This window comes from Kitasatospora setae KM-6054 (assembly GCF_000269985.1).
In the GTDB taxonomy this organism is placed as follows: domain Bacteria; phylum Actinomycetota; class Actinomycetes; order Streptomycetales; family Streptomycetaceae; genus Kitasatospora; species Kitasatospora setae.
The window spans coordinates 5,261,743-5,288,111 of the sequence record NC_016109.1; the positions used below are offsets into that span (position 1 = coordinate 5,261,743).

Annotated in this window: 21 protein-coding genes; 12 read left to right on the plus strand and 9 right to left on the minus strand. The window is 73.4% G+C overall.

Annotated elements, in window-relative coordinates; all coding sequences use genetic code 11:
- The first annotated feature begins 170 nt into the window (after window positions 1–170).
- Window positions 171–2,000: a phosphoenolpyruvate carboxykinase (GTP) gene (locus KSE_RS23500; protein WP_014137842.1), complete on the plus strand. Its 1,830-nt coding sequence runs from the start codon at window positions 171–173 to the stop codon at window positions 1,998–2,000.
- A gap of 65 nt (window positions 2,001–2,065) precedes the next feature.
- Here the strand turns inward: KSE_RS23500 and KSE_RS23505 are convergent, their stop codons facing one another.
- The gene (locus KSE_RS23505; RefSeq protein ID WP_014137843.1) at window positions 2,066–3,280 is read right to left on the minus strand and encodes a pyridoxal phosphate-dependent aminotransferase; all 1,215 of its coding nucleotides are present in this window, start codon (window positions 3,278–3,280) and stop codon (window positions 2,066–2,068) included.
- Window positions 3,281–3,427: 147 nt separating this feature from the next.
- On the opposite strand from KSE_RS23505, the gene KSE_RS23510 reads away from it, so the two are divergent.
- On the plus strand, window positions 3,428–4,099 hold the full coding sequence (locus KSE_RS23510; protein WP_014137844.1) for a prepilin peptidase: 672 nt from the start codon (window positions 3,428–3,430) through the stop codon (window positions 4,097–4,099).
- Between the two features lie 119 nt (window positions 4,100–4,218).
- On the opposite strand, the gene KSE_RS23515 is transcribed toward KSE_RS23510, so the two are convergent.
- Window positions 4,219–5,835, minus strand: a complete 1,617-nt coding sequence (locus KSE_RS23515; protein ID WP_014137845.1) for a chitinase — start codon at window positions 5,833–5,835, stop codon at window positions 4,219–4,221.
- Window positions 5,836–6,171: 336 nt separating this feature from the next.
- Between KSE_RS23515 and KSE_RS23520 the strand changes: the two genes are divergently transcribed.
- From KSE_RS23520 to KSE_RS23540, 4 genes are all read left to right on the plus strand, one after another.
- Window positions 6,172–6,966 (plus strand): isoprenyl transferase, encoded by a 795-nt coding sequence (locus KSE_RS23520; protein WP_014137846.1) that lies wholly within the window; start codon window positions 6,172–6,174, stop codon window positions 6,964–6,966.
- 193 nt (window positions 6,967–7,159) lie between these two features.
- Window positions 7,160–8,491, plus strand: a complete 1,332-nt coding sequence (locus tag KSE_RS23525) for a PhoH family protein (RefSeq protein ID WP_014137847.1) — start codon at window positions 7,160–7,162, stop codon at window positions 8,489–8,491.
- A 405-nt stretch (window positions 8,492–8,896) separates the two neighbouring features.
- Complete coding sequence (locus KSE_RS23530; RefSeq protein ID WP_014137848.1) at window positions 8,897–9,571, plus strand: aggregation-promoting factor C-terminal-like domain-containing protein; 675 nt, start codon at window positions 8,897–8,899, stop codon at window positions 9,569–9,571.
- 418 nt (window positions 9,572–9,989) lie between these two features.
- Window positions 9,990–11,435, plus strand: coding sequence for an AI-2E family transporter (locus KSE_RS23540; RefSeq protein ID WP_014137849.1), 1,446 nt, complete (start codon window positions 9,990–9,992; stop codon window positions 11,433–11,435).
- 85 nt (window positions 11,436–11,520) lie between these two features.
- On the opposite strand, the gene KSE_RS23545 is transcribed toward KSE_RS23540, so the two are convergent.
- A complete protein-coding gene (locus tag KSE_RS23545; RefSeq protein WP_014137850.1) occupies window positions 11,521–12,054 on the minus strand; it encodes an alkyl hydroperoxide reductase in 534 nt (177 codons plus the stop codon).
- A gap of 5 nt (window positions 12,055–12,059) precedes the next feature.
- Window positions 12,060–12,611, minus strand: coding sequence for a peroxiredoxin (locus KSE_RS23550; protein WP_014137851.1), 552 nt, complete (start codon window positions 12,609–12,611; stop codon window positions 12,060–12,062).
- Window positions 12,612–12,779: 168 nt separating this feature from the next.
- Between KSE_RS23550 and KSE_RS23555 the strand changes: the two genes are divergently transcribed.
- The 3 genes from KSE_RS23555 (at window position 12,780) to KSE_RS23565 (ending at window position 15,527) form a co-directional block, all read left to right on the plus strand.
- Window positions 12,780–13,793 carry a LysR substrate-binding domain-containing protein gene (locus KSE_RS23555; RefSeq protein ID WP_014137852.1) on the plus strand — a complete coding sequence of 338 codons (1,014 nt, stop codon included), beginning with the start codon at window positions 12,780–12,782 and terminating at the stop codon, window positions 13,791–13,793.
- 85 nt (window positions 13,794–13,878) lie between these two features.
- A complete protein-coding gene (locus KSE_RS23560; RefSeq protein WP_231873216.1) occupies window positions 13,879–14,802 on the plus strand; it encodes an AAA family ATPase in 924 nt (307 codons plus the stop codon).
- A complete protein-coding gene (locus tag KSE_RS23565) occupies window positions 14,799–15,527 on the plus strand; it encodes an HNH endonuclease (protein ID WP_014137854.1) in 729 nt (242 codons plus the stop codon). The genes KSE_RS23560 and KSE_RS23565 overlap by 4 nt, the downstream gene beginning before the upstream one ends.
- Here the strand turns inward: KSE_RS23565 and KSE_RS23570 are convergent, their stop codons facing one another.
- The 3 genes from KSE_RS23570 to KSE_RS23580 form a co-directional block, all read right to left on the minus strand.
- Window positions 15,528–17,285 (minus strand): ATP-binding SpoIIE family protein phosphatase, encoded by a 1,758-nt coding sequence (locus KSE_RS23570; RefSeq protein ID WP_014137855.1) that lies wholly within the window; start codon window positions 17,283–17,285, stop codon window positions 15,528–15,530. It abuts the gene before it with no gap.
- Between the two features lie 52 nt (window positions 17,286–17,337).
- Window positions 17,338–18,075 carry a class I SAM-dependent methyltransferase gene (locus KSE_RS23575; protein WP_014137856.1) on the minus strand — a complete coding sequence of 246 codons (738 nt, stop codon included), beginning with the start codon at window positions 18,073–18,075 and terminating at the stop codon, window positions 17,338–17,340.
- Window positions 18,076–18,562: 487 nt separating this feature from the next.
- On the minus strand, window positions 18,563–21,532 hold the full coding sequence (locus KSE_RS23580) for an AfsR/SARP family transcriptional regulator (protein ID WP_014137857.1): 2,970 nt from the start codon (window positions 21,530–21,532) through the stop codon (window positions 18,563–18,565).
- 212 nt (window positions 21,533–21,744) lie between these two features.
- Here KSE_RS23580 and KSE_RS42980 point away from each other — a divergent pair, with 212 nt between their 5' ends.
- A complete protein-coding gene (locus KSE_RS42980) occupies window positions 21,745–21,954 on the plus strand; it encodes a hypothetical protein (protein ID WP_014137858.1) in 210 nt (69 codons plus the stop codon).
- A gap of 84 nt (window positions 21,955–22,038) precedes the next feature.
- On the opposite strand, the gene KSE_RS23590 is transcribed toward KSE_RS42980, so the two are convergent.
- Window positions 22,039–23,700 (minus strand): fumarate hydratase, encoded by a 1,662-nt coding sequence (locus tag KSE_RS23590; RefSeq protein WP_014137859.1) that lies wholly within the window; start codon window positions 23,698–23,700, stop codon window positions 22,039–22,041.
- Between the two features lie 160 nt (window positions 23,701–23,860).
- On the opposite strand from KSE_RS23590, the gene KSE_RS23595 reads away from it, so the two are divergent.
- A complete protein-coding gene (locus KSE_RS23595; protein WP_014137860.1) occupies window positions 23,861–24,601 on the plus strand; it encodes a DUF1707 SHOCT-like domain-containing protein in 741 nt (246 codons plus the stop codon).
- Window positions 24,602–24,845: 244 nt separating this feature from the next.
- A complete protein-coding gene (locus tag KSE_RS23600) occupies window positions 24,846–25,196 on the plus strand; it encodes a WhiB family transcriptional regulator (protein WP_014137861.1) in 351 nt (116 codons plus the stop codon).
- Window positions 25,197–25,293: 97 nt separating this feature from the next.
- Here KSE_RS23600 and glpX read toward each other — a convergent pair whose 3' ends face one another.
- Window positions 25,294–26,334 (minus strand): class II fructose-bisphosphatase, encoded by a 1,041-nt coding sequence (gene glpX / locus KSE_RS23605; RefSeq protein WP_014137862.1) that lies wholly within the window; start codon window positions 26,332–26,334, stop codon window positions 25,294–25,296.
- Window positions 26,335–26,369: the final 35 nt, after the last annotated feature.

Below are 26,369 nucleotides of genomic sequence, written 5' to 3' on the forward strand. Positions count from 1 at the left end.
GGAGCCTCGGAGGAGCGCCGCAAGGCCCTTCAATCAGACACCGCGTAGTAAAAATCTCGTCAATGACGCCATTCTGACAGAGAAGGGGGGTGGGCCCGGGTCTACCGTGTAAGCACCCTCAACCCCCGCGAAGCCGTCTCCTGGCCGAGATGGTGTGAAACGGAGCGATCGTGCCGCCTCAGATCTCTGCGCTCGCCGAGTCCGCGCCCACCCGTCACCAGCGCCTGGTGGACTGGGTGAACGAGATTGCCGACCTCACCCAGCCGGACCGCGTCGTCTGGTGCGACGGCTCCGAGGAGGAGTACCACCGCCTCGCCGAGCAGCTCGTCGCCCAGGGCACCTTCACCAAGCTCGACGAGACCAAGCGACCCAACTCCTACTACGCGGCGTCCGACCCGTCCGACGTCGCCCGGGTCGAGGACCGCACCTTCATCTGCTCCGAGCGCGAGCAGGACGCGGGCCCGACCAACCACTGGAAGGCCCCCGCCGAGATGCGGGAGCTCTTCTCCGGCGAGGCCGGCCTGTTCCGCGGCGCGATGCGCGGCCGCACCATGTACGTGGTGCCGTTCTCGATGGGCCCGGTCGGCTCCCCGCTGGCCGCGTACGGCGTCGAGATCACCGACTCCGCGTACGTCGCGGTCTCGATGCGCGTGATGACCCGGATGGGCCAGGCCGTGCTCGACCAGCTCGGCGAGGACGGCGACTTCGTCAAGGCCGTGCACACCGTCGGCGCCCCGCTGGCCGAGGGCGAGGCGGACGTCGCCTGGCCGTGCAACAGCACCAAGTACATCTCGCACTTCCCGGAGACCCGGGAGATCTGGTCCTTCGGCTCCGGCTACGGCGGCAACGCCCTGCTCGGCAAGAAGTGCTACGCGCTGCGGATCGCCTCCACCATGGCCCGCGACGAGGGCTGGCTGGCCGAGCACATGCTGATCCTCAAGCTGACCCCGCCGTCGGGCGAGGTGAAGTACGTCGCCGCCGCGTTCCCGTCCGCCTGCGGCAAGACCAACCTGGCGATGCTCCAGCCGACCGTCCCGGGCTGGAAGGTCGAGACGATCGGCGACGACATCGCCTGGATGCGCTTCGGCGCCGACGGCCGGCTCTACGCGATCAACCCCGAGGCCGGGTTCTTCGGCGTCGCCCCCGGCACCGGCGAGGACACCAACGCCAACGCCATCAAGACCCTCTGGGGCAACACCGTCTTCACCAACGTCGCCCTCACCGACGACGGCGACGTGTGGTGGGAGGGCCTCACCGAGGAGGCCCCCGCGCACCTCACCGACTGGCGCGGCAACGACTGGACGCCCGCCTCCGGCACCCCCGCCGCCCACCCGAACGCGCGGTTCGCCGTCCCCGCCGCGCAGTGCCCGACCATCGCCCCCGAGTGGGAGGACCAGGCCGGCGTCCCGATCTCGGCGATCCTGTTCGGCGGCCGCCGGGCCACCGCCGTCCCGCTGGTCACCGAGTCCTTCGACTGGCAGCACGGCGTCTTCCTCGGCGCCAACATCGCCTCCGAGAAGACCGCCGCCGCCGAGGGCACCGTCGGCGAGCTGCGCCGCGACCCGTTCGCCATGCTGCCGTTCTGCGGCTACAACATGGGCGACTACTTCGCGCACTGGCTGAAGGTCGGCGCCCAGGCGGACGCCGCCAAGCTGCCGAAGATCTACTACGTCAACTGGTTCCGGAAGAACGCCGACGGCCAGTTCGTCTGGCCCGGCTACGGCGAGAACAGCCGCGTCCTGAAGTGGATCGTCGAGCGCCTGGAGGGCACCGCGGCCGGCGTCGAGACGCCGATCGGCGTGCTGCCCGAGCTGGACGGCTTCGACCTGGACGGGCTGGAGATCTCCGACGCCGACCGCGAGCTGCTGTTCACGGTCGACAAGGAGATCTGGAAGCAGGAGGCCGCGCTGGTCCCGGCCCACCTGGAGCTGTTCGGCGACCACACGCCGGGCGAGCTGTGGGAGGAGTACCGGGCGCTGGTGAAGCGCCTCGGCGACTGACCCGCGCGAACGGCGAAACGGTTCGCCCCGCGTCCCTCCCGGGAGGGACGCGGGGCGAACCCGCGTCAGGGCTGCGCGTAGCCGGACAGGAAGTCGCCGATCCGGGTGACCGCGTCCGTGACCTCCTCCGGGCGGGGCAGCGTGACCAGCCGGAAGTGGTCCGGGTCCGGCCAGTTGAAGCCGGTGCCCTGGACGATCAGGATCCGCTGCGAGCGCAGCAGGTCGAGGACCATCTGCGCGTCGTCCTTGATCTTGTAGACCTGCGGGTCGAGCCGCGGGAACGCGTACAGCGCGCCCTTCGGCTTCACGCAGGAGACGCCGGGGATCTCGTTCAGCAGCTTGTACGCGGCGTCCCGGGAGGCCAGCAGCCGGCCGCCGGGCAGGATCAGCTCGCGGATCGACTGCCGGCCGCCGAGCGCCGCGGCCACCGCGTGCTGGGCGGGCATGTTGGCGCACAGCCGCATCGAGGCGAGCACGTTCAGGCCCTCGATGTAGGAGCGGGCCCGGTGCCGGTCGCCGGAGAGCACCATCCAGCCGGAGCGGAAACCCGCCACCCGGTACGACTTGGACATCCCGTTGAAGGTCACGCAGAACAGGTCCGGCGCCAGGGTGGCCAGCGGGGTGTGCTCCACGCCGTCGTACAGGATCTTGTCGTAGATCTCGTCCGCGTAGACCACCAGCCGGTGCCGGCGGGCCAGTTCGGCGATCCCCTCCAGCAGCTCGCGCGGGTAGACCGCGCCGGTCGGGTTGTTCGGGTTGATCACCACGATCGCCCTGGTCCGGTCGGTGACCTTCGCGGCGATGTCGGCCAGGTCCGGGTACCACTCGGCCTGCTCGTCGCAGCGGTAGTGCACCGCGGTGCCGCCGGCCAGCGAGACCGAGGCCGTCCACAGCGGGTAGTCGGGCGCCGGGACGAGCACCTCGTCGCCGTCGTCGAGCAGCGCGGTCATCGCGAGCTGGATCAGCTCGGAGACGCCGTTGCCGAGGTACACGTCCTCGACGCTCAGGCCGTGCAGGCCGCGCTCCTCGTAGTGCATCACCACGGCCCGCCGGGCCGACAGCAGGCCCTTCGAATCACCGTAGCCGTGCGCGGAGTTGAGGTTGCGGAGAATGTCCTGGAGGATCTCGGGCGGCGCCTCGAAGCCGAACGCGGCGGGATTGCCGGTGTTCAGCTTCAGGATGCGGTGGCCCTGCTCCTCCAGCCGCATCGCCTCGTCGAGCACCGGACCGCGGATGTCGTAGCAGACATTGGCGAGCTTGCTGGACTGGATGACCTGCATACCCGCCTACTCTAGGGCCGCCCCGCACCGATCACCGAGTGCTGTTCGCCACCTGGACACGGACGGGCGAACCACCCCGGACGGGTAGGGTCGCGGCGGTCCGCCGGCGGAGCGCCGCCGGCGGAGGACCGTCCAGGGGAGGGCCGGATGTTCGGGGCAGTACTCGGAGCCGTACTCGGACTGCTCGCGGGCGTGCCGCTGCGGGCGGCGGTGGCCCGCCACGCCGTACCGCCCGGCGCACCCCCGGGCCGCTGCCTGCCCACCCCGCTCGGCCGCTGCGTCCGGCACGGCGAACGGGTCGGCCCGCCGCCGCTCGCCGTCGAGGCCGCCACCGCCGCGACCGGCGCCGCACTGGGCGCCTGGGCCCCCGGACGCTGGCTGCCCCTGCTGATCTGGCTGGCGCTGCTCGGCACCGTGCTGGCCTTCGTGGACGCCGCCGTCAAACGGCTCCCGGACGCGCTGACCCTGCCGCTGTTCCTCGGCACCGCCGCCCTCGTCCCGCTCGCCGACCCCGACCCCGAGGTCTGGCTGCGCTGCGCACTGGCCGCCGCCGCCCTCGGCCTGCTCTTCCTGCTGTTCGCGTTCTTCGCCCCGATGGGCCTCGGCGACGCCAAACTCGCCCCCAGCCTGGGCGCCGCACTGGCACTCGGCGGCTGGCGCGCGGTGTACGGGGGCCTCTTCTACATGTGGGTACTGGCCGCGCTCTGGGCGGTGGCCCTGCTCGCCCTCCGCCGGGCCGGCCGCCGCACCGAACTCGCCTTCGGCCCGGCGATGCTGCTCGGCACCCTGCTGGCCCTGCTGGCAGCGGCCCACCGCTGACCGGCCGCCCACCACCGGCCGGGGGAGGAACGGACGGGGCCCGTCCTACCCCAGCGGTAGGACGGGCCCCTGGTACGTGCGCCCACCCCACCCTCAAGGAGCGGCGCACTGGTTCCGGGTTACTGCATGTTGTGCGCGAAGGCGCCGACGTTGTTGGAGAAGTCGTTGCCGTTGTTGGCGTCCCAGTTGGTCGACCAGGTCATCGCGCCGCGGATGGTCGGCCACTTGGCCGGCGGGACGAAGGTGCCGCAGTGGTTGCCGGTGGCCAGGCAGTCCAGCGCGTTGTTCACCACGGTGGAGTTGACGTAGCCGCCGCCCGCCGCCTTGGTGGAGGCCGGGACGCCGATGCCGACCTGGTCCGGGCGCAGACCGCCCTGGATGTGGGTGCAGACCTGCGCGGTGATGAAGTCGATGGTGCCCTGGGTGTACACCTTGCCGTCGCAGCCGTTCATGCCGCCCGAGTTGTAGAACTGGGTGTTGACGACGGTCAGGATGTCCTTGGTGTTCAGCGCGAGCTGGAAGTACGCGCCGGCGGTGGAGTACATGCCGATGGTCTCGGGCGCCATGGTCAGGATGAAGCCGGAGCCGACCTTGGCCTGCAGGGTGTGCAGCGCCTGCGACATGTAGTTCGCGTCGACGCCGTTCTCCAGGTCGACGTCGATGCCGTCGAAGCCGTACTGCTGGATCAGGCTGTACGCCGAGTTGGCGAAGTTGGTCGCCGCGGTGGCGTTGCCGACCGAGATCGCGCCGTTCTGGCCGCCGATGGAGAGGACGACCTTCTTGCCGGCCGCGCGCTTGGCGGCGATGTCGGCCTTGAACTGGGCGTCGGTGTAGCCGCCGAGCTTGGTGGCCAGCGCCGGGTCCAGGGTGAAGGAGATGCCGCCCTGGGTGGTGGTCGCGTCGGCGAAGGAGACCGCGATGATGTCGTACGCGGACTGCACGTCCGACAGCTTCTGCACGGTCGAGCCGTTGTCGAAGTTCTGCCAGTAGCCGGTCAGGACGTGCTTCGGCAGGCCGGTGTTCGGCGGGGTGCTGGTGGTGGCCGAGGCGGACGGCGACGGCGAGGAGGACGCCGAGGCGGAGGCCGACGGGGAGGCGCTCTGGGTCGGCGAGGCCGACGCGGAGGGCGAGGCGCTCTTGGTCGGCGAGGCGGAGGCCGACGGCGAGGCCGAGGTGGCGGAGGCCGACGGGGTCGGGGTGGCGGTGCCGCCCGGGCCGATCAGCTGGATGTCGTCCGCGTAGTACGTGGGCTGGCCGTACCAGCCGTGGACGTACAGGGTGACGCTGGTGGTGTTGGCGCCGGTGGTGAAGCTGGTGTTCAGCTGGTTCCAGGCGCTCTGCGCCGACCAGGTGGACGGGTCGGTGCCGCCGGTGCCGCGGGCGCCCAGGTAGACGTACTGGCCCTGGACCCAGCCGTTCAGCGTGTAGGCGGTGTTGGGGAGCACCGAGACGGTCTGGGTGCACTCGGCGGTGTCGCCCGCGCCGGGGGTGGCGGCGAGGGCGCCGGTGCCGGAGTGGACCGGGGTGGAGACCGTGCTGGTGGTGCCCACGCAGTTCCAGCCGGACAGGCCGGAGTCGAAGCCGCCGTTGTTGACCAGGTTGCCGACGGCGGCGCTCGCGCCGCCCGCGGTCAGCGCCAGGCCGGTGCCGGCCAGGGCGATCGCGGTGGCGGTGGCGAGGACCGCGGGCATCTTGTTGCGGCGCCGGTGGGACGGCTGCTGCAGGGTACGGGCCATGACGGGCTCCAGTGCAGGAGTGGGGGTGTGGGGTGTGGGAGGCACGCTGGGAAACGTCGGGGGTAGAGCCGCCGCGGTGGGGGTCGCGGCGGCTCCGCTGTGGGGGAGGGTCCGCTGTGGTGCTGACCACACGCTGGACTAGACCAAAGGCAAGCGTCAAGACCCGGATTCCGGTTTAGGGGGCGTTTAAGGATTCGGATACCGTTCCGTAGCTTGTCCCGTGCGCGCACTGTGACAAGACCGGTACCTGCGGTTTTGCCGCCGGTAAACCCGGGCGGAGTAGGCTGCCGCAGGGATTTCGCACCCGGAGCAATCAGCACGGAGGGGCCGTTCACGATGGGTCTGCGCGATGTGGTGGAACGGACGCCGGGGCTGCGCACCCTGCTGGACCGGGCCTACCGCCTCTACGGCCGCCGGGTCGAGGTGCACCTGGCCAACACCCCGCACCACATCGGCGTGATCCTGGACGGCAACCGGCGCTGGGCCAAGGCCACCGGCGGCACCACCGCGTACGGCCACCAGCGCGGCGCCGACAAGATCAGCGAGTTCCTGGGCTGGTGCGCGGAGACCGACGTCCAGGTGGTCACCCTGTGGATGCTCTCCACCGACAACCTGGCCCGCCCCGCCGACGAGCTCGTCCCGCTGCTCGGCATCATCGAGGACACCGTCCGCGGCCTGGCCGACAGCGGCCGCTGGAAGGTCCACCCGGTCGGCGCGCTCGACCTGCTGCCCGCGAAGACCGCCGGGGTGCTGAAGACCGCCGCCCAGGAGACCGAGCACGTCGACGGGCTGACCGTCAACGTCGCGATCGGCTACGGCGGCCGGCAGGAGATCGCCGACGCCGTCCGCTCGCTGCTCCAGGAGCACGCCGGCCGCGGCACCTCGATCGAGGAGCTGGCCGAGATCCTGGACGTCGAGCACATCGCCGAGCACCTCTACACCAAGGGCCAGCCCGACCCCGACCTGGTGATCCGCACCTCCGGCGAGCAGCGGCTGTCCGGCTTCCTGCTCTGGCAGTCCGCGCACAGCGAGTTCTACTTCTGCGAGGCGTACTGGCCGGCCTTCCGGCGGGTCGACTTCCTCCGGGCGCTGCGCGACTACCAGCTCCGCAACCGGCGGATGGGGCGCTGACCCCCGGTCGGTCACCCCTACCCCCGGGGCGGGGGGGGAAAACGTTCAACCCCGGTGCCCCCGCTGTTCGCTCCGGCGCGAATGCGGGGCCGCTCGCCTGGGAATACACCCCTCAGACCGTCCGCCCGGCCAGCGGGGCCGCGGGGGACCGGTGGGCCGCGGGTGACGTCGGGTCACCCGCTCTGGAGGGCTAGTGGTCAGTTCCAAGAGCCGCCGGACACCTGACCGGCGCACGTACGTCCTCGACACCAGCGTGCTCCTGGCCGACCCTCTCGCCATGACGCGCTTCGAGGAGCACGAGGTCGTCCTCCCGGTCGTCGTGGTGACGGAGCTGGAAGCCAAACGGCACCACCCGGAGCTGGGCTACTTCGCCCGGCAGGCGCTGCGGCTGCTGGACGACTACCGGGTGCGGCACGGGCGGCTGGACGAGCCGATCCCGGTCGGCGAGCTCGGCGGCACGATCAGGGTCGAGCTGAACCACTCCGACACCTCGATCCTCCCGGCCGGCTACCGGGTCGGCGGCGGCGAGGCGGACACCCGGATCCTCGCGGTGGCCCGCAACCTGCAGGCCGAGGGCTACGACGTCACCGTCGTCTCCAAGGACCTGCCGCTGCGGATCAAGGCGAGCTCGGTCGGTCTGCTGGCCGAGGAGTACCGGGCCGAGCTGGCGGTCACCTCCGGCTGGACGGGCATGACCGAACTGCACGTCCCCGCCGACCAGGTCGACGAGCTGTTCGCCGGGCAGGACCACGCGCTGCAGGTCGAGGGCGCCGACCAGCTCCCCGTCCACACCGGCCTGGTGCTGCACTCCGAGCGCGGCCGCGCGCTGGGCCGGGTGGCCCCCGACGGCCGGGTCCGGCTGGTCCGCGGCGACCGCGAGGCGTTCGGCCTGCGCGGCCGCAGCGCCGAGCAGCGGATCGCCCTCGACCTGCTGCTCGACCCGGAGATCGGGATCATCTCGATGGGCGGCCGGGCCGGCACCGGCAAGTCCGCGCTCGCCCTGTGCGCCGGCCTGGAGGCCGTCCTGGAGCGCCGCCAGCACCGCAAGGTGATGGTGTTCCGCCCGCTGTACGCGGTCGGCGGCCAGGAGCTCGGCTACCTGCCCGGCAGCGAGGCCGAGAAGATGGGCCCCTGGGCGCAGGCGGTCTTCGACACCCTCTCCGCCGTCACCACGCCGGACGTGATCGAGGAGGTCATCTCCCGCGGCATGCTGGAGGTCCTGCCGCTCACCCACATCCGCGGCCGCTCGCTGCACGACGCCTTCGTGATCGTGGACGAGGCCCAGTCGCTGGAGCGCAACGTGCTGCTCACGGTGCTCTCCCGGATCGGCCAGAACTCCCGCGTGGTCCTCACCCACGACGTCGCCCAGCGCGACAACCTGCGGGTCGGCCGGTACGACGGCGTGGTCGCCGTGGTGGAGAAGCTGAAGGGCCACCCGCTGTTCGCCCACATCACGCTCACGCGTTCGGAGCGCTCGCCGATCGCCGCACTGGTGACCGAGATGCTGGAGGACATCCAGCCGTAGGCATAACGGGACACACCGGGGCAAAGGGGTCTGGCGCATAGCGTCAGGCCCCTTCGCTGTCAGTCGAACTGACGTCGCCTCGACCGGTCGTGCACCAAACGCGCAGGTCGAAAAGTTTGTGAGATCCGCCACGGCACAGGGAATTGCGTAGACACGCCCGGGTGCGGCATGGTGAGGGTTCTGTCAGGCCCCGCGTACGGCCCTGCACGCCCGGCAACTCCGGTCGGCGGGCGGACAACTGAACACCGCAGCGCCGTACGCCGCTCGATCACACCGCTCCCACCGGGCCCGCCCGGACGGACGGCCGAGCCCGCGCCTCCCGTGACCGAGCTCGACGGAGGCCAGTGCCAGGGGCAGATACGCGCCCGTACGGTCACAGGACGGGCGACGCTGGAAGGAAACCATGTGACTCGGATCTCGGTCCGGGGAGTCGCCGTCGTCTCCGCCACCGCGGTGACCGCCGTCGGCGCCGTCGTGGGCGCGGCCTCCGGTAGTGAGGGCAAGGCCGTCCAGACGGTCGACGTCGCGAGCGCCACGCTGCTCGCCGACGCACCCACCGGGGCGCAGGCCCAGAACGTCAGCGACGGCATCGGCCGGCAGGCCGACGCCCAGCAGGTCTCCGCCGACGCCGCCGCCAAGAAGGCCGCCGAAGAGGCCGCCCGGCAGAAGGCCGCGGCCGACGCCCAGGCCAAGGCCGACGCGGACAAGGCCGCCAAGGAGGCCGAGGCCAAGCGCGCCAAGGAGGAGGCCAACCGGGCCGCCGCCCGCAGCGTGCTGGCCACCATCAGCCCCGGCTCGGTCCAGGACATGGCGCTGCAGATCGTCGGCGACGCCAACCAGTTCCAGTGCTTCAGCCAGATCGTGAAGCGCGAGAGCGGCTGGAACTACACCGCCACCAACGCCTCCTCCGGCGCCTACGGCCTGGTCCAGGCGCTGCCCGGCTCCAAGATGGCCTCGGCCGGCGCGGACTGGCGGACCAACCCCGAGACCCAGATCAAGTGGGGCCTCAGCTACATGAACAGCCGCTACGGCAGCCCCTGCGGCGCCTGGTCGTTCTGGCAGGCCCACAACTGGTATTAGGCCGACCCGGCCCCGAAGGGCCCCGGCTCCCGCGACAGGGAGCCGGGGCCCTTCGCGTCGTCCTGCCCTTCGCGTCGTCGTGCCGGCCGCGTCGTCGTGCCGGGGGCGGGCCGCCCCGCCCCGGCGGCGCTGACCAGTGCGCCGCGGGCGGCGGCGGCTCGGTGCGGACGCGGGGGAACGGAGCGGGTCCTGGTTGTCTCCGCTCCCGGCCGGTCCGCCGGCGGAAGGTCCGTCCCGCTCACACCCCTTCCCCGACCCCGCCGGGCAAAACCTCCCGGTAGCAGGCGATTTGCCGGAATCCGTTCCCGGGCGGCCCGGACACCCCCGAGACCCGGTCCCCCGGCGGCGGGTAGCGTTCCTCACCGACGGCCGCGCGACCCGCGGCCGACAGCGGACCGACAGCGGGGGAGACCGGGAAGTGACGGAAGAGACGGGCGGCAGCCGCTGGCGCGGCCTCGCCAAGGTGGGCGCGGTCGCCGCCGGACTGTTCGCGGCGGCCGAACGCCGCCGCCGGGCGGCCATCTCCGCCGAGGCGCACGCCCTCGCCACCGAACAGGCCGTCGAACTCGCCGCCGAACGGGCCGCCCTGCTCACCGCCGAGCAGACCGCCCGCCAACTCGCCGGACACACCGCCGGACCGGCCGAGGACCGGGCCGCCCCGCCCGCACCACCGGAAGGAGGGGCCGTGCGCGCCGACGACACCGTCCCCGCCCCGCGCGCCCCGCAGGCCGACGAACAGCAGCCGCCCCTCGCCCCGTTGGGCCGGCCCGCCAACCCGGTGGACGCCGTCCCCTGGACGCTGCGGGTCGCCGCCGAGTCGACCTGGCGGCTGCTGCTGCTCGGCGTCGCCCTCTACGTGGTGCTCCGGGTCGTCGACACCCTCAAGCTGGTCGCCTTCGCCGCCGTCGCCGCGCTGCTCATCTCCGCGCTGCTCGAACCCACCGTCTCCTGGCTGCGCCGGCACGGCGTCCCCCGCTCGCTGGCCGCCGCGATGACCTTCCTGGCCGGCCTGGCCAGCATCGCCCTGGTCGGCTGGTTCGTGTTCTGGCAGGTCTCCAGCAACCTCGACTCGGTCACCACCCAGGTGCAGGCCGGTGTCCTGAAGCTGCGCGGCTGGCTGCTCAACGGCCCGTTCCACCTGACGCCCGACCAGATCAACAACTTCACCAACCAGATCACCACCGCCATCGGCAAGAACTCCGAGCAGCTCACCTCGGCCGGCTTCACCGGCGTCACCATCGCCGTCGAACTGCTCACCGGCGTGGTGCTCACCGCGTTCACCACGTTCTTCCTGCTCTACGACGGCGCCCGGATCTGGAGCTGGGTGCTGCGCGGCCTGCCCCGGCACTCCCGCTACGCGATGGCCGGCGCCGGCCCCAAGGCGTGGGCCACCCTCACCGCGTACGTCCGCGGCACCGTCGTCGTCGCCTTCATCGACGCGCTCTGCATCGGGATCGGGCTCGGCGTGCTCGGCGTGCCGATGGCGATGCCGCTCGCCGTGATCATCTTCCTGGGCGCGTTCGTGCCGCTGGTCGGCGCGCTCGTCACCGGCACCATCGCGGTGCTGATCGCGCTGGTCACGGTCGGCCTCGGCAAGGCGCTGATCGCCCTCGCGATCCTGGTCGGCGTCCAGCAGTTGGAGGGCCACATCCTGCAGCCGCTCATCCTCGGCCGCGCCGTCCGGGTCCACCCGCTGGCCGTGGTCCTCGGCGTCGCCGCCGGCTCCATCCTCGGCGGCATCCCCGGCGCGATCGTCGCCGTCCCGCTGATCGCCGTCACCAACACCGTCACCGGCCACCTCCGCCAGCGCAACGCGGCCGGCCAGCAGGTCTTCCAGGCCATCGAGGCCGCCCGCAAGCAGTAGCGGCCCGGCGTACGGCGACGGGTCCGCCCGGGAGAGAACCGATCTCTCCCGGGCGGACCCGTCACCGTGCCTGCCGCCGCCGCCCTCAGCGGGGCAGCTGCGCCTCCGCGTCCAGCACCGCGGCGACGGCCTGGACGGTCGCCGCGATCTTGATCGCGGCCTGGATGACCTCGCGGTCGACGCCCGCCTTGCGCAGCACGCCCTCGTGCGAGTCGAGGCACTGGCCGCAGCCGTTGATCGCCGAGACGGCGAAGGACCACAGCTCGAAGTCGACCTTGTCGACGCCCGGGTTGCCGATGATGTTCATCCGCAGGCCGGCCCGCATCGTCCCGTACTCCTTGTCGGAGAGCAGGTGCAGCGTCCGGTAGTAGACGTTGTTCATCGCCATGACCGCCGCCGCGCCCTTGGCGGCCTCGTAGGCCTCGGGCTTCAGGTTGGCCCTGGCCTCGGGCTCCAGCTCGCGCAGCACGCTCGCCGAGCGGGTGGCCATCGCGCAGGCCAGGACGGTGCCCCAGAGCTGCTGCTCGGGCAGGTCGGAGTTGCCGATCACCGAGCCGAGGTTGAGCTTGAGGTCCTTGGCGTAGTCCGGCAGGGCGGCCTTGAGTTCGTCGAGCGCCATCGGGGTCAGCCGGCCAGCAGGGACTGGGCGTCGAGGGTGTCCTCGCCCTTGGTCCAGTTGCACGGGCACAGCTCGTCGGTCTGCAGGGCGTCGAGGACCCGCAGCACCTCCTTGGGGTTCCGGCCGACGGAGCCGGCGGTCACCATGACGAACTGGATCTCGTTGTTCGGGTCGACGATGAAGACCGCGCGCTGGGCGGTGCCGTCCGCGCCCTCGACGCCGCAGGCCCGCATCAGGTCGTGCTTGACGTCGGCGAGCATCGGGAAGGGCAGGTCGCGCAGGTCCTTGTGGTCCTTGCGCCAGGCGTGGTGGACGTACTCGGAGTCGCCGGAGACGCCGAGGATCTGGGCGTCGCGGTCGGCGAACTCCTCGTTCAGCTTGCCGAACGCGGCGATCTCGGTCGGGCAGACGAAGGTGAAGTCCATCGGCCAGAAGAACACCACGCGCCACTTGCCCTCGTAGGACTTGTGGTTGATCTCGGCGAACGCGCTCGCGGCGTCGAGGTCCACGCAGGCGTTGAGTTCGTACTCGGGGAACTTGTCGCCGATCGTCAGCACGTCGCATCTCCAGGGTGTGGGACGAGGGATGTCCGGATTGCGGACATTTCCCAGCCTTGCACATGGTTACTGATCAGTGAAATCGGTTCTGCCGCGGCCCGCGATAGGCAAGTCCGATCAGTGCGGCAGACTGGGGCCAGCGCACCCGCACCGGCAGGAAGCACCACCGTGAAGCCCAGCACGCCCCGCACCCCCACCGTCTCCCAGCTGCGGGCCTTCGCCGCCGTCGCCGAGCACCGGCACTTCCGGGACGCCGCGGCCGCGATCGGCACCAGCCAGTCCGCGCTCTCCGGGGCGGTCGCCGCGCTGGAGGAGTCGCTCGGCGCGCAGCTGGTCGAGCGGACCACCCGCAAGGTCGTGATCACCCCGCTCGGGGAGCGGATCGCCGGGCACTCCCGCCGGGTGCTGTCCGCGCTGCACGCGCTCACCGAGGAGGCCGAGGCCGCCCGCCGCCCGTTCACCGGGCCGCTGCACCTCGGAGTGATCCCGACCGTCGCACCGTACCTGCTGCCCACCGTGCTGCGGCTGGTCCGCGGCACCTACCCCGACCTCGAACTGCACGTCCACGAGGAGCGCACCCCCTCGCTGCTGAACGGCCTCGCCGACGGGCGGCTCGACCTGCTGCTGCTCGCGCTGCCCGCCGGCGGGCCGCTGCCGGTGGCCGAGATCCCGCTGTTCGACGAGGACTTCGTGCTGGTGGTGCCGCCCGAGCACGAGCTCTCCGGCCGGGTCGACGTCCCCCGCGACGTCCTGCTCGACCTGGACGTCCTGCTGCTGGAGGAAGGCCACTGCCTGCGCGACCAGGCCCTGGAGATCTGCCGCGAGGCCGGCGCCGAGCAGGCCGGCGGCAGCACCCGGGCCGCCGGACTCGCCACCCTGGTGCAGCTGGTGGCCGGCGGCCTCGGCTGTACCCTGCTGCCCGCCACCGCGCTCGACGTCGAGACCGGCCGCACCGACCGGCTCGCCGCCGTCCGGTTCGCCCAGCCCGCCCCCGGCCGCCGGATCGGCCTCGCCCACCGCCCCGGCTCCGCCCGCACCGGCGAGTACGGCCGGTTCGCGGCCGCCCTCCGCGAGGCCCTGCGCGGCCTGCCGGTCCGGCTCGCCGCGCCGCCCGCCGCGCCGCCCGCCGTGCCGAAGGGCCCCACCGGAACGGGTGACCCCGCCACCGCCCGGCCGAGTTGACGCCGCGTCACCTTCACCCGCCGGTCGGGCGTGCGGCGGCCGGGACACGGGCATAAACCCGTCCGAGGGGGTGGTGCCGGTGTACGTGTCGCGGATCAGGGTCTCCGGGGTGAAGTGCTTCGACGGCGCGCGCGAGGTCGACCTGGCGATCCCGCCCGGCCCGGGCTGGACGGTCTTCGCCGGCCCGAACGGCAGCGGCAAGACCACCCTGCTGCGCGCCCTCGCGATGGCGCTCGGCGCCCTGCCCTCCGGCCCGCCCGCCCGCTGGGGCGCCCGCGGCTGGGTGCGCGCCGACCCCGCGCCGCGCTGGCGGGTCGGCGACCCGCCCGGCCCCGCCCGGGCCCGCTACCCGCTGCCCGCCGAGGGCCGCCGTGTCCCGCTGGACGCCGACCTGCTCGCCGAGGTGCTGCCGGCCGGCTGGCGGGTCAGCGACCCGGAGCGCCAGCACGTCGCCCGCGCCGGCACCGACCTCCCGCTGGACGAACTCGGCGACGGCACCGCCGCGTTGGCCCGCCTGGTCAGCTGGCTCGCGGCCGCCCCCGAGACCCCCGGCCCGGTCCTGCTCGACGACGTCGACCGGCACCTGCACCCGCGCTGGCAGCAGCGGCTCGGCCCCTGGCTGACCGCGCGCTTCCCGCACACCCAGTTCCTGGTCGCCACCCACAGCCCGTACGTCTGCCAGGCCGCCGACCCCGGCGCCCTGGTCCGGCTGCCCGGCCCCGACGAGGACCGCGCCCCCTACCGGCTGGACGAGGAGATCCGGCAGCGGGTGCTCTACGGCAGCGGTGAGGACACCGCGCTCTCCGAACTCTTCGCCCTGCCCAGCGCCTACTCGCCCGCCGCCGAGGCCGAACGCCGGATGCTGGTCCGGCTGGAGCGCAAGATGTACGCCGGGCAGGCCACCGACGCCGAGCTCGCCGCGTACCGCGAACTCGGCGCCAGGCTCAACAGCTCGCTGACCGCCCGGATCGACGAGGTCACCGCCCGGCTGCTCGGCAGGGACGGGTGATCCCGCTCCAGCGGCCGCCGCTCCAGGCCCGGCTGGCCGCCGAACTCGCCCGCGCCACCGACCGGATACGCGCCGACGGGCCCGACACCGCCACCGGGCGCGCCGCCTGGCGCCGCGCCGTCCGCCCCAAGGCCCAACTCCGGCTGATGCTCCGGCAGATGGCGCCCGGCCTGGAACGCTGCATGTACTGCGGCGACAACCTCGGCACCGACATCGACCACTTCGAACCGATCGCCCAGGCCCCGCTGCGCACCTTCGACTGGCAGAACCACCTGCTGGCCTGCGCGCACTGCAACAGCAACCGCAAGCGCGACCTCTTCCCGCGCGACCCCGCCACCGGCGACGGCCTGCTGGTCGACCCCTGCCGCGAGGACCCGGCCGACCACCTGCGGCTCTACCTGGACTCCGGCGCGTACGACCCGCTGACCGTCCGCGGCGAGGCCACCATCGAGGTGTTCGGCCTCAACGAGCGGCCCGAACTCGTCCGCGGCCGCCGGATGATGTTCGCCGTGGTCAAGGCCCTGCTGCTGGCCCACCGGGCCGCCGGCACCCCGGCCGAGGCCGCCGAGTACGCCGCCGCGCTGCGCGAGATCCACCACGCCGACGTGCTGCGCACCGTCCTCGCGCTGCGCCGCAGCCGCCCGCTGGCACACGCCGTGCTCGGCCCCGAGGTGCTCGCGGCGCTCGAACAACTGGTGTCCCGGCCAGGGGGGTTCGGCGGCTGATCAGCCCCGCTCCAGCCGCTGCTCGAACCAGACCACCTTGCCCGCGCCCAGCCGGGTCGCCCCCCAGCGGTCCGCGCACCGGGAGACTATCTGCAGCCCGCGCCCGCGCTCCTCCTCCGGCCCGGCCCGGCGGCTGCGCGGCAGGGCCGGGGAGTCGTCGCCGACCTCGCAGCGCAGCAGCGACGTCCGCACCAGCCGCAGCGTCACCGGCCGGGTGGCGTGCTGGATCGCGTTGGTGACCAGCTCGCTGACCATCAACTCGCAGTTCTCCGCCAGGTGTTCGAGCCCCCAGCGGCGCAGCGCGTGCCCGGCCAGCCGGCGCGCCCGGCCCGGCGTCTCGTGCCGGGGCTGCAGGTGCCAGTGCGCCACGTCCTCGGCCGGGATGCCGTCGAACGCGGCCGCCAGCAGCGCGATGTCGTCCGCCCGGTCGCCCGCCGGCAGGATCCGCAGCGCCTCCTGGCACAGCTGCTCGGGGGTGAGCCGGTGGCCGCCCGCCAGCCGGGCCCGCAGCAGCTCCAGGCCGGTGCCCAGCGGGCGGCGCCGGGTCTCGACCAGGCCGTCGGTGAACAGCAGCAGCGCCGAACCGGGCGGCGCGGGCAGCTCCACCGAGGAGAAGTCCACGCCGCCGACGCCGATCGGCGCGCCCGGCGGCAGGTCGAGCAGCTCGCTGGTGCCGTCCGGGGCGATCAGCACCGGCGGCACGTGCCCGGCGTTGGCGATCCGCACCCGGCCCGCGATCGGGTCGTACACCGCGTACACGCAGGTCGCCAAGTGGTGTTCGCGGCCCAGCCGCTGGGCCTGCTCGTCGAGGTGGTACAGCACCTCCTGCGGCGGCAGGTCGAGGCCCGCCAGGGTCTGCGCCGAGGTGCGCAGCTGGCCCATCACGGCGGCCGAGGTCAGCGAGTGGCCCATCACGTCGCCGGTGATCAGCGCGACCCGGTTGCCGGGCAGCGGGATCGAGTCGTACCAGTCGCCGCCGACCTGTGCGCCCCGCTCGCCCGGCAGGTAGCGGTGCGCCAGCCGGACGCCGTGCGGCTGCGGCAGGTGCGCGGGCAGCATCGAGCGCTGCAGCTCGTCGGCGATCTCCCACTCGCGGGTGTAGCGCAGCGCGGTGTCCACCGCCAGGCCGCCGTGGGTGGCCAGGTGCGCGGCGGTCGCCGCCTCGGCCGGGTCGAAGCCCGCCGGGGCGCCGTCCGGCCACGGGCGGCGGACCAGCAGCAGCATGCCGAGCGCCGCCTGCCGCCCGTGCAGCGGGAGCGCCAGCAGGGCCGCCCCGGCGGGCAGCCGGCCCAGCGCCCGCGCGCCCAGCAGTTCGGCGGCCAGGCCGCCGCGCCGGGCGTCCAGCGCCGCCGCCCCGCCCGGCGGACGGGCCGCCAGCGCGCGCTCCACCGCCCCGCCGGGCGGCACCGGCCGGGCCCCGGCGCGGCGGCCCAGCCTCGTCCCGCAGGTGTGCAGCACCCGCAGCGCCGCGGGCGGCCCGGGGTCGCGCTCGACGTCCGGCAGCGGGTCGCGGACCAGCACCACCAGGGCGTCCGCCAGCGCGGGGACGAGCACCCGGCCCAGGTTGCGCAGGGTGGCCGTCAGGTCCAGCGAGCTGTTGATCAGCCGGGTCGCCCGGTCCAGCGCGGCCAGCCGCTCCGCGAGCCGCCCGGGCGCGCCGGAGGGCGGCTCGTCCGGCCGCTCCTCGCCGGGCGGCGGGTGCCGCTGGACGGGAACGGCGGGCGGCTGCCCCGCCAGGGGTTCCAGGTGGTCGCGCACGGGCTGCCCGATCTGTGCAGATGTGGTCTCGGGGGCGTGGGGCTGAGCCGCGTCAGCCGGTGCGTCGACAGCGCAGGTACAGCTGGGTCTCCGGCGGCTGCGCGGAGCCGGCCGGCGCGTACGACTGGCTGTCCACCGCCTCGACCGCGAAACCGCCGTCGGCCAGCAGGGCGGCCAGCTCCTCGCGCAGGTAGCCGCTGACCCGGATCTCCTGCTCCAGGAACGGCAGCGGCGCGTCGTCCAGGTCGGCCTCGACCATGCCCAGCGCCAGCAGGCCGCCCGGGCGGAGCAGCGCGCGGACCCGGCCGAGGGTCTCGGCGATCTCGGCGCGGGGCAGCATCAGCAGCGAGAAGAAGGCCGTCGCGGCGTCCAGCGAACCGTTTCCTTCGGGGCCCAACTCCGGTACGCCCCACAGGGTTCCGGCGCTCTCCAGGCCGAGGTCCAGGACGTCCAGCCGGTGGAAGGCGGCGGCCGGGACGGCGGCCCGGGCCTGCGCCAGCATGCCCTCCGACAGGTCGACGCCGGTCACCCGCAGCCCGCCGTCCGCGAGTTGCCGGGCGGTCGGGTCGCCGGCCCCGCAGCCGACGTCCAGCACCCGGGCGCCGGACGGGAGTTCGGCCAGCAGCCAGTCGCCGGAGGCGAGCTGGCCGGCCCTGGCCGGAAACACTTCCTGGTAGCGGCCCCCGATGGCGTCGAACACGGCGGCCTGCCGTGCCCGTTCGGCCCGGCGCGCACCCGCCGCGGACGCCCGGTCGGCGTTGTCGGCGGCCGCGCTCTGTTCGTTGGTCACGATGATCTGGGCACCTCTCCCGCGTCCGTCCCGCCCGGCCCGTGGTGACCCGCGCAGCACGCCCGACCCTGGCCTTCGAGAATAAACGCGATCACCGCACGGTGGAGTCCGTTTCCGGCCAACTCGCGCGCCGTTGGGTGCTTATCGCCCGCCAGGGGAAGCACACCGGGGCCCGCCAGGGTAGTGCGCCAGGGTAGTGCGCCAGGGCGCCGCGCGCCGCATGGCGCGACCGGACCGGCCCCGCGCCAGGCCCGCGACCTGCACCGGCACCCGGCCGGCGGCGGCCGCGCGACGGCCCGGCGGTGGTCTTGTCGTGGGCCTGCCGCCGGCGTTTATCGAACGTCAATCGCCACCTGCCAAAGTCTTCTCAGCGCCGGGGAAGCGTCAAAGCGTTCCCGCAGCCGGGGGGCTGCGGGGACGCTGACGCCCCGGGGGGAAAGGCTTCCGCCTGGGGGGACCAGGGGGGTACCACGGGGGGAGCGGAAGCCTACGGCGCGATCGGGGGAGGGGAAGGCTCGGTGTGCCGAGAGGCGATGAGGTCCTGCACCGGTTGGGCCTCGGGCACACCGAGCCGGGTGAACACCGCGAGCGCCTCCCGGAGACACGCCAGCCCGCGCGAGGGCTGCCCCAGCTCCAGCAGCGCCTCGCCCAGCGCCGCGTTCGCCATCCCCTGGCAGTACGCGGCCTCGATCTCCCGGGCGATCGACAGCGACTCCTCGCCCGCCTCCGCCGCCGCCGCGAACTGGCCGTCCGCCAGCAGGCAGGCCGCCAGCCGGGCCAGCGAGTAGCCCTCCCAGATCGGGTGCCGGTGCTGCCGGTACAGCTCGTACGCCTCCCGCAGGTGCAGCGCCGCCTCGCCCGGCGAACCGGCCGCCCGCAGCACCACGCCCAACTGGTAGAGCGTGTCAGCCAGGCACGGCACGTTCCCGGACGCCCGGGCCGCCGCCACCGCCGCCCGCGCCGACTCCTCCGCCTCCGCGTGCCGGTCCAGCCCGACGTACGAGCGGGCCATGTTGCCCAGCAGCCGGGCCTCGCTGACCGGCGCGTCCAGGTGCGAGACGACCTCGCGGGCCTGCTCGTAGCGCGACAGCGCCTCGGCCGGGCGGCCCGCCATGATCAGGACGATCGCCAGGGCGTTCGCCGTGATCAGCCGGAGGATCGGGCGGTCGGTCGACTGCAGTTCCAGGCTCCGCGACAACTCCGACTCGGCATCGGCGAGTTCGCCGCCCACCCGGTGGATCTGCCCGAGCGCGGAGTGCACGCAGGCCAGCGCCAGCGGGTCCTGCCGGGCCGCCGGACTGGCCGCCGCCGCCCGGAGCATCGTCCGGATCCGCGGCGCCAGGATCGGCTCCTCGATCACCGACACCAGGCACAGCAGGATGTCCAGGGCCGGCCGCAGCACCGGCAGCGGCGCGTTGGCCGCCGCCTCGACGGCGCTCAGCAGGACGGACATCTCGGTGCGCAGCCAGTCGCGGGCGTCGTCGTTGTCGGGGAACGGCCGGCCCGGCGAGTCGGCCCGGTGCAGCGGCTCGATGTACAGGTCGTCCGGTTCGATCACCCGCAGCGCGTTCTGCATGGTGGCGTCCAGCAGGTCGAGCAGCCGGAGCAGCGCCGCCTGCTGCTGCTCCTCGTCCCCCAGCTTGGCGTTCTGCCGCTGCGCGTACAGGCGCAGCAGGTCGTGGTAGCGGTACCGGCCGGGAGTGAAGCACTCCAGCATGTTGGCCTCGACCAGGGCCTCCGCCAGCTCCTCGGCCTCCGGTTCGGGGACGCCGAGCAGCGCGGTGACGGCCGACAGCGGCAGGTCGGGGGAGTCGACCAGGGCGAGCAGCCGGAAGGCCCGGGCCTCGTCCGGCCGGAGCTGGGCGTAACCGAGCCCCAGGGTGGTCTCCACGGCGAGGTTGCCGAGCTGGAGCTCCTGGAGCCGGTTGCGCTGGTCCGCTAACCGCCGGGCCAGGTCGGAGACGCTCCAGCGCGGCCGGCTGGCCAGCCGGGCGGCGGCGATCCGGACCGCCAGCGGCAGGAACCCGCAGGAGGTGACCACCTGCAGCGCGGCCTCCGGCTCGGCGCCGACCCGTTCGGCGCCGACGATCGCCGAGAACAGCGCGAGCGCCTCGTCCGGGGTCAGCTCCTCGATGTCGACCAGGTGCGCGCCGGGGAGTTCGGCCAGCCGGGAGCGGCTGGTGACCATCACCGCGTTGCCGGAGACGCCGGGGATCAGCGGCCGCAACTGCCCGGCGTCGCGGGCGTTGTCGAGCAGGATCAGCATCCGCTTGTCGGCCAGCAGCGAGCGGTACAGCGCGGCGCGCTGCTCCAGCGAGTCGGGGGCGTCCGAGCTGCCGAGCGCGTGCAGGAAGTCGCCGAGCACCACGGCCGGGTCGGCGGGGGAGGCGCCCGCGCCGCGCAGGTCCACGTACAGCTGCCCGTCCGGGAAGTCCGGCCGCAGCGAGTGCGCGACGTGCACCGCGAGGGTGGTCTTGCCGACGCCGCCGATGCCGGCCAGCGAGGTCACCACGACGGCTTGGCCGGAACCCGCCCTCAGGACGTCCCGGAGCTCGTTGACCATCTTGCCGCGTCCGCTGAAGTCCGAGACGTCGGCCGGGAGTTGGGCGGGCGGCACGAACGGGGCCGGTTCCTCGGCGGCCTTCGGCGGGGCGGCCGAGGGCGCCAGCAGGTCCGGATCGCCGGCCAGGATCCGGGCGTGCATCGCGGACAGCCCGCCGCCCGGCTCCACGCCCAGCTCGTCGATCAGCAGCTTCCGGGTGTCCGCGTACACGCCCAGCGACTCGGCCTGCCGGCCGCTGCGGTACAGCGCCAGCATCAACAGCTCGCGCAGCCGCTCGCGCAGCGGGTACGCGCTGGACAGCGAGTTCAACTCGGCCACCACGTCGGCGTGCAGGCCGATCTCCAGGGCCAGCGCGCAGCGCTCCTCGGCCACCGCGAGCTGCCGCTCGGCCAGCCGGCCGCGCTGGGTCTCGGCGTACGGCCCGGGCACGCCGGGCAGCGGGCGGCCGCGCCACAGGTCGAGCGCGGCGACCAGGGTGTCGTGGGCGGGGCGCAGCCCCCCCTCGGTACGGGCGGCGGACGCCTCGGCGACCCGCTGCTCGAAGACCGTCGAGTCCAGGGCGTCGGCCGGGATCCGCAGCGCGTAGCCGTCGGTCATCGAGACCAGGACCTCGGAGGGCTTGCGGGCGGCCCGGTTGGGCTCCAGTACCGAGCGCAGCCGGGACACGTAGGTGCGCAGCGCGGCGACCGCCTGCGGCGGGGTGCGGTCCCCCCAGATGCCGTCCACCAGGTCGTCGGTGGTCACCGGACGGCCCTCGCTGAGCAACAGGGCGACCAGGACGGCCTGTTGCTGCGGTGAGCCGAGCGCCAGCGGCACGCCGCCGCGCCAAGCCTGGACAGGCCCGAGCACTTGGAAACGCAACGCCTCGGCGGAGCGCGTGTCCTGATGCTCCATGTCCTCCCCTGTGGCCGATGAACCGTCTCTTCCCCGCACAGCCCCCGGTCGTGTGGGGGCGACAGCTTATGAGGAAGCGCGCAAACGTCCACCAAGCGGATGCGCGGTGCGACGTTTATAAGACATTTAGCGGTCCCTACGATACTGTCCGCGCGCCCGGCGACAGACGCCCGGGCGATCGGAACCCTCTCAGTTGAAAGGCGGCCCGCCCCATGGCCGACGAGACCACCACCGCCGTTCCCGAGGCCGGGCAGACCCCGGCCCCGGTCGAGCACACCGCCAGCGCCACCGACCCGAACGCGGTCGAGACCGCCCTCCAGGTGCTGGCCGAGCAGCCGGCCGAGGTGCCCGCCGAGGTGCCCGCCGCGCCGAAGGGCGACGGCGACTTCGAGCCGCTCGGCATCGTCATCAACTGCCCGTGACCCTCGCCGCCCCCGCCCGCGCGACCAGAACGAGCCCCGACCCTCACCGGCCGGGGCTCGTCCCGTTGTGGCGCGCGGCCGGCGTCACTCCGCCGAGCGCACCCGCAGGCTGGTGATCAGCGGGCCGTCGGTGACCTCGGCGAAGAAGTCGTTGCCCTTGTCGTCCACCACGATGAACGCCGGGAAGTCCTCCACCTCGATCCGCCAGACCGCCTCCATGCCGAGCTCCGGGTACTCCAGCACCTCGACCTTCTTGATGCAGTCCTGGGCGAGCCGGGCCGCCGGGCCGCCGATCGAGCCCAGGTAGAAGCCGCCGTGCTCGTTGCACGCCTTGGTGACCTGCTTGGAGCGGTTGCCCTTGGCCAGCATCACCATCGAGCCGCCGGCCGCCTGGAACTGGTCGACGTAGCTGTCCATCCGGCCGGCCGTGGTCGGGCCGAACGAGCCGGACGCGTAGCCCTCGGGGGTCTTCGCCGGGCCCGCGTAGTACACCGGGTGGTCCTTCAGGTACTGCGGCATGCCCTGGCCGGCGTCGAGGCGCTCCTTGATCTTGGCGTGCGCGATGTCGCGGGCCACCACCAGCGTGCCGGTCAGCGAGAGCCGGGTCTTCACCGGGTACTTGGACAGCTCGGCCCGCACCTCGGCCATCGGCCGGTTCAGGTCGATCCGCACCACGTCGTCGTTCAGGTGCTCGTCGGTGGTCTCCGGCAGGTACTTCGCCGGGTCGGTCTCCAGCTGCTCCAGGAACACGCCCTCGGCGGTGATCTTGCCGAGCGCCTGGCGGTCCGCCGAGCAGGACACCGCCATCGCGACCGGCAGCGAGGCGCCGTGCCGCGGCAGCCGGATCACCCGCACGTCGTGGCAGAAGTACTTGCCGCCGAACTGCGCGCCGATGCCGATCTTCTGGGTCAGCTCGAAGACCTTCCGCTCCAGCTCCAGGTCGCGGAAGCCGTGCCCGGTCTTCGCGTCGCCGCCGGTCGGCAGGTTGTCCAGGTAGTGCGCGGAGGCGTACTTCGCGGTCTTCAGCGCGAACTCGGCGCTGGTGCCGCCGACCACGATCGCCAGGTGGTACGGCGGACAGGCCGCGGTGCCCAGCGAACGGATCTTCTGCTCCAGGAAGGTGAGCATCGACGCCTCGTTGAGGATCGCCTTGGTCTCCTGGTACAGGTACGACTTGTTGGCCGAGCCGCCGCCCTTCGCCATGAACAGGAACTTGTAGGCGTCCCCGTCGGTGGCGTACAGCTCGATCTGGGCCGGCAGGTTGTTGCCGGTGTTCTTCTCGTCCCACATGGTCACCGGGGCCATCTGGGAGTACCGCAGGTTCAGCTTCGTGTACGCGTCGAACACGCCGCGGGCGATCGCCGACTCGTCCGCGCCCTCGGTCAGCACGTTCTGGCCGCGCTTGCCCATCACGATCGCGGTGCCGGTGTCCTGGCACATCGGCAGGATGCCGCCGGCCGAGATGTTGACGTTCTTCAGCAGGTCCAGCGCCACGAAGCGGTCGTTCGGGCTGGCCTCCGGGTCGTCCAGGATCCGGCGCAGCTGCGCCAGGTGCGCCGGGCGCAGGTAGTGCGAGATGTCGTGCATCGCCTCGGCGGTCAGCAGCCGCAGCGCCTCCGGCTCGACCCGCAGGAAGGTGCGGCCGCCGGCCTCGAAGGTCGAGACCCCCTCGGAGGTGAGCTTGCGGTACGGCGTGGTGTCCGTGCCGAGCGGGAGCAGGTCGCGGTAGGCGAACTCTGGGGCCATGAGGAGATCCTTCGGTTCTTTCGGCTTCGTCGACGAGGCACCCTCCAGGTTAGGCGCACCCGCCGGCCGCCCCGCGCCCAGGTCGGCCTGCGTGACCGGCGTCACGCCCGTTGCCTCGAACCGCCGTTCGGTTCGGTGCGCGGCTCGCTAGGCTTGTGACGTGGACAACTCTCCCGAGCCGGACCCGCAGGGCGTGCTGCCCTCCCCGCTGCCGAAGAACGAGCCCGCACCGGTCCCCGCCCAGGCGCCCGGTACCGACCTGGCCGCCGAACTGCGCGCCTCCGACGCCGACCGCGAACGCGTCGCCGACCTGCTGCGCGACGCGTACGCCGAGGGCCGGCTGACCGCCGACGAGCACGCCGAGCGGATCGGGATCGCCTACGCCGCCCGCACCTTCGGCGAGTTGGAGCCCCTCACCCGCGACCTGCCCAGCCACCCCGGGCCGATCCGGCACAACCTCACCAAGCCCCCGCTGGACGCCCCCGCCCCGCTCGGCCCGCCCCCGCTGCCCGCGCCCCGGGCCGAGGCGTCCACCATGGTCGCGGTGTTCGGCGGCGCCGCCCGCAAGGGCCGCTGGCGGGTCGGCTCGCACCTCAAGGCGGTCGCGGTCTTCGGCGGCATCGAGATCGACCTCACCGACGCGGTCTTCGAGTCCCCCGAGGTGGTCATCGAGGCGTACTCGGTGTTCGGCGGCGTCGAGATCCGGGTGCCCGAGAACGTCAGTCTGCACGGCGGCGGCGCCGGCGTGTTCGGCGGCTTCGAGGTCCGCGAGCAGACCTCCGCCGACCCGCACGCCCCGGTCGTCCGGGTGAAGGGCGCCGCGGTGTTCGGCGGGGTCGAGGCCCGGCCGCGGCGCGGCAAGGCGCTCAAGGAGTGGGTCCGCCGCCGGCTCGACGGCTGACCTGCGCGGTTCCCGGCGCGGCCCCAACTCGCCCTGTGGCACTCCTCGTTGCGGCGAGTGCGGGGGGTAGTCGATTGCGTGCGGTGTGCATGAATCCCGGGGCGGCGGGGTAGTTCCCCTCGCACATCGTTCCTGTACGGCTGTGACCTACGCGGGTCGGCGACGGCGCCACGGCGAGGGAGCACGGGGCAGTCGGGCAGGAGGCGACACCGTCCCCGAGCCTTGAGCCTGGTCAGGAGTTACCGTGCTGCATCCGATCGAGTCCAGCGCCACCGCCGCCGCCCGCCGCCCGGCGGCCCAGCCGGACGCGGACGACAGTCCCTGGCACACCTCGGCCGCCTGCCGCAGCGACGAGGCCGGGCTGTTCTTCGCCCCCTCCAAGGAGCCGACGGCCGCCCGGCTCTCCCGCGAGGAGCACGCCAAGCGCGTCTGCGCCCGCTGTCCGGTGCTGCTGGACTGCCGCGAGCACGCCCTGGCCCAGCCCGAGCCCTACGGCGTCTGGGGCGGCCTGACCGCCGCCGAGCGCCGGGTCGTCCTCACCCGCCGCCGGCGCCGCGACGCGGAGATCCGGGTCCCGGCCCGGATAGCGGGCTGAGCGGCCGCGCCACCGCCCCGGACGCACGGCGGGGTCGTGGCGCGGGGCGGCCGACCGCCCCGCGCCACGACCCCGGGTCCGCGCGCCGCCGGTGCCGCTAGTTCGCGCGGTCGAAGTCGATCGCGCTGTACGCCCGCAGCTTGGAGAGCTTGTGGGTGGAGTCGATCCGGCGGATCGTCCCGCTCTTGGAGCGCATGACCAGCGACGAGGTGGTCGCGGTCTCCTGGCGGTAGTGGACGCCGCGCAGCAGCTCGCCGTCGGTGATGCCGGTGGCGACGAAGAACACGTTCTCGCCGCTGACCAGGTCGTCCGTGGTGAGCACCCGGTCCAGGTCGTGGCCCGCGTCCAGCGCCTTCTGCCGCTCGGCCGCGTCCTTGGGCCACAGCCGGCCCTGGATGACGCCGCCCATGCACTTCATCGCGCAGGCCGCGATGATGCCCTCGGGGGTGCCGCCGACGCCCATCAGCAGGTCGACGCCGGTCTCCTCGCGGGCGGCCATGATCGCGCCGGCCACGTCGCCGTCCGAGATGAACTTGATCCGGGCGCCCGCCTCGCGGATCTCCCGGACCAGGTCGGTGTGGCGGGGCCGGTCGAGCACGACGACGGTGACGTCCTCGACGGCGGAGCCCTTCGCCTTGGCGACCCGGCGGATGTTGACCGCGGGCGGGGCGGTGATGTCGACGTAGTCGGCGGCCTCCGGGCCGCAGACCAGCTTGTCCATGTAGAAGACCGCGCTGGGGTCGAACATGGTGCCCCGGTCGGCGACCGCGAGGACCGCGACCGCGTTGTTCATGCCCTTGGCGGTCAGCGTGGTGCCGTCCACCGGGTCGACCGCGACGTCGCACTCGGCGCCGGTGCCGTCGCCGACCCGCTCGCCGTTGTAGAGCATCGGGGCCTCGTCCTTCTCGCCCTCCCCGATGACGACGACGCCGTTCATCGAGACGGTGGAGACGAGGGTGCGCATCGCCTTCACGGCCGCGCCGTCGGCGCCGTTCTTGTCGCCCCGGCCGACCCAGCGGCCGGCGGCCATCGCGGCGGCCTCGGTGACCCGGACCAGTTCGAGGGCGAGGTTGCGGTCGGGCGCTTCCGGAGCGACCACCAGTTCGGAGGGAAGGTGGTGCGGGTACTGCGTGGTCATCGTCGTTACCTCTCTGTACGCGACGGCCAGACAGC